The organism is Shewanella eurypsychrophilus (assembly GCF_007004545.3).
Taxonomy (GTDB): domain Bacteria; phylum Pseudomonadota; class Gammaproteobacteria; order Enterobacterales; family Shewanellaceae; genus Shewanella; species Shewanella eurypsychrophilus.
Map to the genome: position 1 here is coordinate 4,948,987 of NZ_CP045503.2, position 11,014 is coordinate 4,960,000.

Annotated in this window: 6 protein-coding genes and 2 rRNA genes (1 of these 8 cut by a window edge); 4 read left to right on the forward strand and 4 right to left on the reverse strand. The window is 45.4% G+C overall.

The window, feature by feature from the left end:
- The first annotated feature begins 62 nt into the window (after positions 1-62).
- Positions 63-494, forward strand: a complete 432-nt coding sequence (locus FM038_RS21145; protein ID WP_185965707.1) for a hypothetical protein — start codon at positions 63-65, stop codon at positions 492-494.
- Positions 495-1,159: 665 nt separating this feature from the next.
- Here the strand turns inward: FM038_RS21145 and dbpA are convergent.
- Positions 1,160-2,536: an ATP-dependent RNA helicase DbpA gene (gene dbpA / locus FM038_RS21150; protein ID WP_142871659.1), complete on the reverse strand. Its 1,377-nt coding sequence runs from the start codon at positions 2,534-2,536 to the stop codon at positions 1,160-1,162.
- Positions 2,537-2,922: 386 nt separating this feature from the next.
- Positions 2,923-4,323, reverse strand: coding sequence for an MFS transporter (locus FM038_RS21155; RefSeq protein ID WP_142871312.1), 1,401 nt, complete (start codon positions 4,321-4,323; stop codon positions 2,923-2,925).
- A gap of 345 nt (positions 4,324-4,668) precedes the next feature.
- On the opposite strand from FM038_RS21155, the gene FM038_RS21160 reads away from it, so the two are divergent.
- From FM038_RS21160 to FM038_RS21170, 3 genes are all read left to right on the forward strand, one after another.
- Entirely contained in the window at positions 4,669-4,980 is a 312-nt protein-coding gene (locus FM038_RS21160) for a hypothetical protein (protein WP_142871311.1), read from the forward strand.
- 134 nt (positions 4,981-5,114) lie between these two features.
- Positions 5,115-7,037, forward strand: a complete 1,923-nt coding sequence (locus FM038_RS21165) for a methyl-accepting chemotaxis protein (protein WP_142871310.1) — start codon at positions 5,115-5,117, stop codon at positions 7,035-7,037.
- 664 nt (positions 7,038-7,701) lie between these two features.
- The gene (locus tag FM038_RS21170; RefSeq protein ID WP_142871309.1) at positions 7,702-7,977 is read left to right on the forward strand and encodes a hypothetical protein; all 276 of its coding nucleotides are present in this window, start codon (positions 7,702-7,704) and stop codon (positions 7,975-7,977) included.
- Between the two features lie 410 nt (positions 7,978-8,387).
- On the opposite strand, the gene rrf is transcribed toward FM038_RS21170, so the two are convergent.
- Positions 8,388-8,503: ribosomal RNA gene (gene rrf, locus FM038_RS21175) — 5S ribosomal RNA — on the reverse strand.
- A 148-nt stretch (positions 8,504-8,651) separates the two neighbouring features.
- Positions 8,652-11,014: ribosomal RNA gene (locus FM038_RS21180) — 23S ribosomal RNA — on the reverse strand (it continues 542 nt past the right edge of the window).

Consider the following 11,014-nt stretch of genomic DNA (forward strand, 5'->3'; position numbering starts at 1 on the left):
AGCATTAACGATACAAAAATAACTAAACCAGATAATAAAATAGAAAGAGCAGGAACCATTTTATGACTCACACACTCAGCAATAAGCTTTTCCAATCAATTAAAGCATTAATAGCCCCATTATTTATGGTGATAACAATGCTCACTGTCGCCACAACCCAAGCAGCCGAGACCCAAGTAAAAGGTGAACATAACGGCCAAGTCATGACAGTGAACGGGCAATCTAAGGTATGGGAAGCGTCGAGTCTGCAATGGATTAGCCTAGATAGCTTCTGGCAGAACTGGGCCGACAGTCGTGGCGGTATAACTTGGGGGCGCAGTAAAGATTACCCAGTTTATGAGCAGGTTAAAGAGCAAGATACATTCTTGATAGAGCTTGAGAATGGCGCCTGCATGATGGAGTTCTGGCACTCACGTTGGAGACGCGCTAACGATGTTCGCCGCTGGGATGACGCCTTCAATACGTATTCAGCATGCAACAAGGTATTCGACTAAATGGGTTAGTCGGTCACCTTATTTAGGGGTGATCTACTACTTATCTATAGCGAACTAGTGGCTGCCAAACGAAAAATAAACGTACTCGAACGGAAAATAGATACATTACTGAAAAATAACGGCATTTTGTACGATGATAACTTACACGTCTAAAAAGAGGTTTTATCGTCAATTGCCGCAGGACGTAAACTCAAAGCGATTAGATTGTACCAAGAAGAAACTGGAGTGGGTTTAAAGGCAGCCCAAGAGATCATCAGTAGACTTGCAAAATCTAGCTAACCCACCTTAAAACTGCACATCCATCAGTTGGAAATGACCTAGCTCGTGCTATGACTAATTAGGGCACTAAACGTGGTAACGCCATTAGCAGAGTTAAATCGAAGAAACAAATAACCTGGTGTGAACACGGCTGTGACCTTCGACATCAGGGATGATGTCGCAGAGCCCACAGGGATTGTGCTCGCGGCGTGTCGCAGAAGTGTTTGCACTTAAGCCCACGGCAGGTGATAGGTAAACACCAAGTAATGGTTTCAGATTAGTTTGATGAGATATACGAACGAGAGAACCCTAAGGGCTGAATGCTCCCATTGAGTTAATAGCAATAAAAAAGGGAGCGACATTAATTGCTCCCCTTCAAAAGTTGACACTTAGTCTCAACTAGCAGACTAGCGCATTTCCCATGCACGATACATGCGACCTTTAAGCTTGCCGTTGACGATCTTATGCAGCGCACGCTTGGCTACTTTACGGTCTACCGCGACATATGAGCGGAATTCGGTGATCTTAATCTTGCCGACTTCAGAGCCCTGAATACCATCTTCGCCAGTAAGTGCACCTAAGATATCGCCGGGACGAACCTTGTTCTTCTTACCACCTTCAATCTGTAAGGTAACCATCTTAGGCTGAGTCGGAAAGGTGTCTAACAAATTCTCTGGTGGTAAACCTTCACTGACAATATCACGATCCATATACTCTTCTAACAACTTGATTTTATAGTCATCATCATGGGTATAGAAGGTAAAGGCGGTGCCCTTGCTACCAGCGCGGCCTGTACGGCCGATTCGGTGAATGTGCACTTCGGTATCGAAAGCGAATTCGTAGTTAATCACCATATCCAATGCTTCGATATCCAAGCCTCGAGCAGCAACATCGGTTGCTACCATAACAGAGGCACTCTTATTGGCGAACTGCATCAAGGTGATGTCTCTGTCTCTCTGCTCTAGATCACCATGGAGTGCCACGACACTAAAGCCATCATTGGCTAATGTGGCGGCCACATCTTTGGTCTCACGCTTGGTATTACAAAAAACTACGGCGCTTTCAGGGCGGTGCTGCAACAGTAATAAGCGCAGCGCTTTTTGGCGGTCTTTATTACTGTCGATCTGATAAAAATGCTGATCGATACTGCTGCTATCATGAGTGGATGCGACCTTGACCATCACAGGCTCAAACATGATCTGTTCTGCGACCTTTTGGATCTGCTTAGGAAATGTGGCGCTAAATAATAAGGTCTGACGTTCACGTGGCATCTCGGCCATGATGTAATCTAGATCAGGCAAGAAGCCCATTTCTAACATACGGTCGGCTTCGTCGAGCACTAAGGTGTTGACGTTTTCTAGGTTTAAAAGCTCACGTGACAGGTGATCTATGATCCGACCTGGCGTACCCACTATGATGTGGGCTCCATGCTCTAGTGAGCCAATCTGCGGCCCCATAGGAACACCGCCACATAAGGTCAGTACCTTGATGTTGTGAATACCACGAGCCAGAGTACGGATCTCTTTCGCTACCTGATCGGCTAGCTCACGAGTCGGACATAAGACTAGCGACTGAATGCGAAAACGCTTCACATCTAACTTGTTCAACAGACCTAAGCCAAAAGCTGCAGTTTTACCTGAGCCTGTTTTACCTTGGCCAATCACATCTTCACCGTTCAAGATAGCCGGTAAGCTTTGCGCCTGAATGGCTGTCATCGAGTCGTAACCCATGGTTTTTAGGTTACTGACTAGCTCAGGTTTCAGGGTCAATGTTGAGAAAGACACACCACTCTCTTGTAGTGAAGGGGCTTTTGATGAAGCGTTTGATGTTGGGTTTGTTTGGCTCAAGGTCTATTCCTACTGCTGTCACTAAAATGTTCCTGAGAGAAAGTCCTTCAGTTACATTTATAAGACGAATCACATAACTAATTTGATCGCGTTTTCAAGATGTTATTTTGACCAATACCTCAGCGTTGATTCGCCATAAATAAAGACCAGACATCTGTTTGCGGGAGTATAGCAAGGATTGATCTGACTTGCTTGTTATTGGCAGTCACCACTCACTTTTCGTGAACTAAAACCTGTCATTATCACGCATAAAAAAGCCCCGATATTTCGGGGCTTAAAATAAGCACTGACATCTTGGGCTCTACTGAAGAGTCATTCCCCTATCAGGCAGTAACGAGCTCGGCTTGCTGCTCTTTTTTACCATCGAGTTTTCTAATAATTACCCCGTATATGATCAATGAGATAGCCGATACGGTGGCTACTGCAGCAAAGAAATACCAAATGTAATGAGCGTTAGCAGACGCTGCAACCCATTGCTCATGATTATCAAAGATCCTTGGATCTGGACAATAAGCCTGTAACAGGTAGCCTGACAGACCAAAACCTAACAAGGAGCTAATAAACGAATGAAGGTGTGAGAAACCAAGATAAAGTCCCTCTTCCCCTTTAGGAGCTTGCAGTGAAAAGTACTCGAGGAAACGCGGCGAGATGAAACACTCCGCTAAACCTTGGAACACAATACCAATAATCATCATAAAGGCGATAGGATGCATTCCCATGATACTTTCGCCTGACAGCATATTGCCTGAGGCCATTAATAATGCCGATATGGGCATGATAAGCATACCTACAGTCATAGATGACAGTGCGCTGCGCTTGCTCATCATTGCTGTTACTAGGCTTACAGAAAGGAAAACCACTAGTGGATTGACGTTGGCATACCAAGAAGGAGAAGCCCCCTCACCAGCCATACGTAATACATATTTTGGCATAGTCGCATACAGCTGATGCTGAACCATCCAAAAACCGCTGATAATAATTGTCAGCGAAATTAAACGACCATTGCGGACGACGCGAGTCAATGCAGACCAGATCTCAGCAAGTGACTTTCCTTCACTATTGGTTTCTGCGTTTTTAAAGAAAAAGTAGATACTGACAAAAGCAATCAGTGTCATCGTCGCAGCGAAGTAGTTGAGGTTAATTAACCCGAGATCTCCCATTGACTCTCGTAATGGCTTGACTACCGTCTTTCCCGAAAAGGCACCAATGTTCACCATCATATAGAAGATTGAAAAGCCTTTAGCACGATTGGCCGCAGTGGTGGACTTAGCAACTGTACCGGTGATCACGGCCTTGATAAAAGAGCCACCGATCATAATAACAATCAATATAGGGATAATCGCCCAACGAATATCAGCCTCTTTTAAGCCGTGATAGATGGCTTCTTTACCATACTCAACTAAGCCTTGTGACTCTAATAAGGCGGGGAAGAGGGCAAGACCAGAATAGCCTAAAGTTAATAGTCCAAACGCTAAGAGTAAAGCTCCCCTAAAGCCCATCTTATCGGCCAAAGCCCCACTAAATGTGGGAAGAAAGTATAGCCCAGCTGAGAATGAGCCCGCTAACCAAGCAGCTTCAATATCAGTAAAACCTAGAATACGAGACAGATATAAGGTGATCACGATGAACACCCCATAATACGCTGCGCGCTCTAACAGTTCGACACCGTTAGCGATCCAAAATATCCTAGGGAATTCTGGTTTTGTTGAAACTCTATCATTCATATTATTGTTATCCGGAGTTTAATTAAGAATTACAAGTTAAGGGCTAGAAATATTTGGTGCAATTGCAACAACATCTTTTCTATATCGATTATTTATCTATTTTGTAATTAACTTATTTATCAAAAAGTTAATTACAAAAAAATCATAATCAATCTAATAAAATTAGCGAGAAATACTAACACGCTTAGACTGATGAACACAGAAAATTAAGATTCAGTTAATCTAAGGTTTAGTAACGGTATGGTAGTGAATGCTATATTCGACAGCAGGCAAAACTCGACCCTATAAGCGAATACAGGTACTCTTTGCCATTATTGATATTCAACCCCTTTTAATGGCTTACCTATGACGAAACCTAATATCACCAAACAACAACTTCTTGATGTACTAAAGTCTTGGGGCGATAAGAAGATCACATCAGATCAGCTACAAGACTGGATGGTCACTAACTACGATCCAGATGACTTTGATATTGGCCTTGGAGAGCCTGAGTGGACTGTCGAAGCAATGAACATTGTGATGAATGAATATGAGATAGCTAAGCAAGAAAAATTTGTATTAACAAAACACCTTTTAGCCATAGATTTTATCACTACAGATGAATCTAGGTTTAACCAGACTAGGCATCTGTTTCTGCATGAAGGATTCTGCGACTAGCCACCATAAAATCCTTCGCTTATTTAGCGACTGTTACAACATGTTGCAGCTCACATATTCTACAATACGAAAGCTAAATTTCGTACAAAATCATATTCATCTCCTATACTTATCACAACATAGGAGAGTAAAAAATGTTGAAACTGAATATCCGGCGCAAGGTAGTGCTCACTACCTTGGCTTCTGTCGTTCTGTCTATCTTAATCATTAGCATCTATTCACTAAACACCAGTCGATCTATAATTTTAGAGAGCACTCTTGAGCGAGAGTTACCTGCGGTGCTAGGTGAAGTCGCGAACGACATTGATTCACAGCTACTTATGCCAATCACGATAGCTAAGGTTATGGCAAATAATATCGATTACCAAGCCATTATCAGAGATGGTGATAAACCAGAATCACATCAAAGTATCATCAATTACCTCAGCAATATAAATCGAGAATTCAACACAATTACAGCCTTTATCGTCTCAGCTGACAGCGGCCGCTACTTTACGCCAAACGGATTGTTTAAAACCATTTCTCAGTCAGACCCAAAAGATCAGTGGTTTTATAACTTTATGTCCAGTGGCGAAGAATATGGCCTAAGTTTAGATGTTGATGAAAGCAGCAAGATCCCCACTCTGTTTATCAACTACCTCATGAAAGTAGATGGTAGGCCGAGTGCTGTAGCTGGAGTAGGCTTATCGCTTGCTAGTTTGTCAGACAGCATCAAACAGTATCAGATAGGGACAAACGGTAAGGTGTTTCTGACTGATGGTGAAGGCAAGATAAAACTGCATCCAGATACAAGCTATATAGGTAAAAATCTTAATAATTTAGGTGACATTGACACCGGCACTCTACTGCAGAAGCAAGATTTTGCCACTTCAGAATATGAAGATTCAGGAACCGATATGTTAGTTGCGAGCCGTTATCTACCAGAAATCGGCTGGTACCTAGTAGCACAAGTGCCTCGTGATGAAATATTTGGCGCGCTAAATCGAGCAACCTGGTCTTTGGCTGTCATGGGGCTTGTTATCGCAATTCTATTTATGGTCATTAGCGCATGGCTGATTAACAAGCTTATCTCTCCCTTCGGTGAACTGGCCAAAATGTTAGAAGCGATTGGTGAAGGTGAAGGCGATCTGACTATACGTCTCGATGACTCAAGAGATGATGAAGTTGGCAACATGGCCAAAGGTTATAACAAGTTTGTCAGTTACCTTAGTAGCACACTTAGAAGTGTTTCAGCCACAGGTAGCGATCTCTTCGAAGCAGTAGAGAGAATTGATAATCAAGCCAAACATATGGAAGGTGACATCACAGATCAAGTAAGCAAAATTGAACAGATAGCAACTGCAATTCATGAAATGGGCATGACCGCAGAGGAGATTGCTGGCAGCGCTAATAATGCAGCCGAAAATGCTCAGGTTGCTGAAGAGGCTGTTATACAAGGTAACAATTCAGTACAGAAAACAATCTCAAGCGTATCGAGCATGAGTGAACAGCTCACTAAAACGAGTCAAACTATTAGTCAGCTTGCCGAAGATGCTGATTCTATTGATACCGTATTAGAAGTTATTCGTGCAGTATCAGAACAAACTAACTTACTGGCACTCAATGCAGCAATCGAAGCCGCACGTGCTGGAGAGCAAGGCAGAGGCTTTGCAGTCGTTGCAGATGAAGTTCGGACACTTGCATCACGAAGTCATGCATCTACCGAAGAGATCCGTGCCATTATCGAGAAATTGCAGTCTAAAACTCGAGAAGCGGTAGAGGCGATTGAACGCAGTACAGAACTCAGCACTGAAAGCCAAGCTGAAGCGACTATTTCAGGTGAGCACTTACACACCATCTCAGAAAACATCAAGGTGATGAATGAGATGAGTGTTCAGATTGCTACAGCTACAGGGGAGCAGTCAAATGTGGTTGGAGAGATAAACCCACATGTCACAGCGATCGCTGATATATCGAGTACTAGCAGTCAAGTCGTACAGCAAACATCTGTAGACTGTAGTGACCTGCGTGAGATGGCTGTACAGCTCAACGAACTAGTATCCAGGTTCAAGATATAGGACTAGAATAAGCATGCCAGCCACCCTACAAGGGGTGGCTTCTTCCTTTCAAATACAGACTTCTTCCAATTCGGATATACATAATACTAACCCTAGCCCAAACTCATGGGACGGAGAAGCAGTGCTTTGGATGCGAAGCATTCAGCTACTTTGCAGTGAGAGACGACGTAGTCGTCGAACTGGAGAGCCTAATCGCCAAGGCCCCTCATTGACATCCATGCCACTGGGGCATTTGTTAATCCTAAACATCAGATGGCGGATATGCAGCCTTTTGTTAAAGAAGAGCGCACGACTATATGGATATAGGAGGTACGAGCCCAAGGATGGGTGAAGGTAGAATAATGCACGATTGTATGGATATAGGAGGTAGAGCATTGTCAGGAACAAATGCCGAGGAGCTATTATCGAGAGCGAAGCAGGGCGAAAATCAATAAATGATGGCTTTTGAGCGAGAGACATGGAGGTCGAACTGGCCTTTTAACAAGGATGTTATTGCCAGAGCCGAGGAGCAATTAACGGCCACACTGCGTTAGCAACTTTGGGCTGCATTGAAGTAGGTATTGCACGTACCTGCTTAAGTAGATAAGCCACCTGCCTACATTGAAGTTGGATAAATTGGTTTTGTAGCCTGCAACTAAAGCGCCTTCCAATGACAAAGCTTTGAATGGTCATGATACTTGCCGAAGGCCGAACACATGGGGGCGGAGAAGTCGCGCTTTGGATGCGTAGCATTCAGCGACTTTGTAGCGAGAAGCGACGCAGTCGTCGAACTGGGGAAAAGCCACATGCCTTTCCTTGGCATCTACTCCATAGGGATATGGTAAATGTCATTATGATGTCAGGAACATCATTGACCATGCCATCAAGGCATTTGTTAATCCTAAACATCAGATGTGGTGAATGTCATAAACGCATGGATGCAGTTTCTGACCAAGCTTAGCGGCGGGTGACCGCCTTGGATGGCGGGTGACCGCCTTGGATGGCGAAAGTGTCGATATTGAACGACTATATGGATATAGGAGGTAGAGTAACGCAGGAGCAGTTACCGAGGAGCATTTATCGACCGACGTCGGGAGTAGGTATTTTGTAGTCTGCAACAAAGGCGCCTTTCAATGTCCAGCTACGCTAAAGCTTCGCGCTCATAAGCACATCGCTATTGCGATATTCGCCCTACGACCGCCATGGATGGCGGAAGTGTCGATTATGCAGGATGCAATTATCGACCTATCACATGAAAGGATGCATGCTGCGCATGCGCTATCTATATTCCCCATGCTCGAGTGGTCATCTTTCCAGGCAAAAAACGAAAAAAGCCCATTGCGTTAGCAATGGGCTTATTCGTTATTAGGCGCCTGGAAATGACCTACTCTCACATGGGGAGACCCCACACTACCATCGGCGCAATTGCGTTTCACTTCTGAGTTCGGGATGGGATCAGGTGGGGCCACAATGCTATGGTTTCCAGACTAATTTGGCAAAATTTCGAAAGCTGACTATTCAGAAGCATTAACCCGTCTAAATCGCAAAATAATTGGTCTAACTTAAATCAAATACGTATTCTTTTGTGCTTATGAAGTAATACACACACTAACTACACAAACCCATCTGGGTTGTATGGTTAAGCCTCACGAGTCATTAGTACAGGTTAGCTCAACGCCTCACAACGCTTACACACCCTGCCTATCAACGTCCTAGTCTCGAACGGCTCTTTAGAGGAATTAAATTCCTAGGGATGACTCATCTTAGGACTCGCTTCCCGCTTAGATGCTTTCAGCGGTTATCGATTCCGAACGTAGCTACCGGGCAATGCTATTGGCATAACAACCCGAACACCAGCGGTTCGTCCACTCCGGTCCTCTCGTACTAGGAGCAGCTTCCTTCAATCATCCAACGCCCACGGCAGATAGGGACCGAACTGTCTCACGACGTTCTGAACCCAGCTCGCGTACCACTTTAAATGGCGAACAGCCATACCCTTGGGACCGACTTCAGCCCCAGGATGTGATGAGCCGACATCGAGGTGCCAAACACCGCCGTCGATATGAACTCTTGGGCGGTATCAGCCTGTTATCCCCGGCGTACCTTTTATCCGTTGAGCGATGGCCCTTCCATTCAGAACCACCGGATCACTATGACCTACTTTCGTACCTGCTCGACGTGTATGTCTCGCAGTTAAGCTGGCTTATGCCATTGCACTAACCGTACGATGTCCGACCGTACTTAGCCAACCTTCGTGCTCCTCCGTTACTCTTTGGGAGGAGACCGCCCCAGTCAAACTACCCACCAGGCACTGTCCTCAACCCCGATTCAGGGGCCAGAGTTAGAACATCAAAACTACAAGGGTGGTATTTCAAGGTTGACTCCACAAAAACTAGCGTCTCTGCTTCAAAGTCTCCCACCTATCCTACACATGTAGGTTCAATGTTCAGTGCCAAGCTATAGTAAAGGTGCACGGGGTCTTTCCGTCTAGCCGCGGGTATACGGCATCTTCACCGCAATTTCAACTTCACTGAGTCTCGGCTGGAGACAGCGTGGCCGTCATTACGCCATTCGTGCAGGTCGGAACTTACCCGACAAGGAATTTCGCTACCTTAGGACCGTTATAGTTACGGCCGCCGTTTACCGGGGCTTCGATCATGAGCTTCTCCGAAGATAACCCAATCAATTAACCTTCCGGCACCGGGCAGGCGTCATACCGTATACTTCCTCTTGCGAGTTTGCACAGTACTGTGTTTTTGATAAACAGTTGCAGCCACCTGGTATCTGCGACTGCCAGCAGCTTAAGGAGCAAGTCCCATCACCGCCGGCAGCGTACCTTCTCCCGAAGTTACGGTACCATTTTGCCTAGTTCCTTCAGCCGAGTTCTCTCAAGCGCCTTGGTATTCTCTACCCAACCACCTGTGTCGGTTTGGGGTACGATTCCTACTAACCTGAAGCTTAGAAGATTTTCCTGGAAGCATGGCATCAACTACTTCATCCCCTTGGGGACTCGTCATCAACTCTCAGCTTTGCAATTTAATGCGTTCACCCGGATTTGCCTAAGTGAACAGCCTACAGCCTTAAACGCGGACAACCAACGCCGCGCTAGCCTAGCCTTCTCCGTCTCTCCATCGCAGTTAGTAGAAGTACGGGAATATTAACCCGTTTCCCATCGATTACGCCTTTCGGCCTCACCTTAGGGGTCGACTTACCCTGCCCTGATTAACATTGGACAGGAAACCTTGGTCTTTCGGCGAGGGAGTTTTTCACTCCCTTTATCGTTACTCATGTCAGCATTCGCACTTCTGATACCTCCAGCGTGGGTTACCCCTTCGCCTTCAACGGCTTACAGAACGCTCCTCTACCGCTTGCTAGTAAACTAGCAAACCCATAGCTTCGGTGTATTGCTTAGCCCCGTTAAATCTTCCGCGCAGGCCGACTCGACTAGTGAGCTATTACGCTTTCTTTAAATGATGGCTGCTTCTAAGCCAACATCCTAGCTGTCTAAGCCTTCCCACATCGTTTCCCACTTAGCAATAACTTTGGGACCTTAGCTGATGGTCTGGGTTGTTTCCCTTTTCACGACGGACGTTAGCACCCGCCGTGTGTCTCCCGTATAGTACTCATTGGTATTCGGAGTTTGCAAAGGGTTGGTAAGTCGGGATGACCCCCTAGCCTTAACAGTGCTCTACCCCCAATGGTATTCGTACGAGGCGCTACCTAAATAGCTTTCGAGGAGAACCAGATATCTCCGAGTTTGATTGGCCTTTCACCCCCAGCCACAAGTCATCACCGCATTTTTCAACATACGTGTGTTCGGTCCTCCAGTTGATGTTACTCAACCTTCAACCTGCCCATGGCTAGATCACTCGGTTTCGGGTCTACACCTTGCAACTAAACGCGCAGTTAACACTCGGTTTCCCTACGGCTCCGCTATTCGCTTAACCTTGCTACAAAATGTAAGTCGCTGACCCATTATACAAAAGGTACGCAGTCAC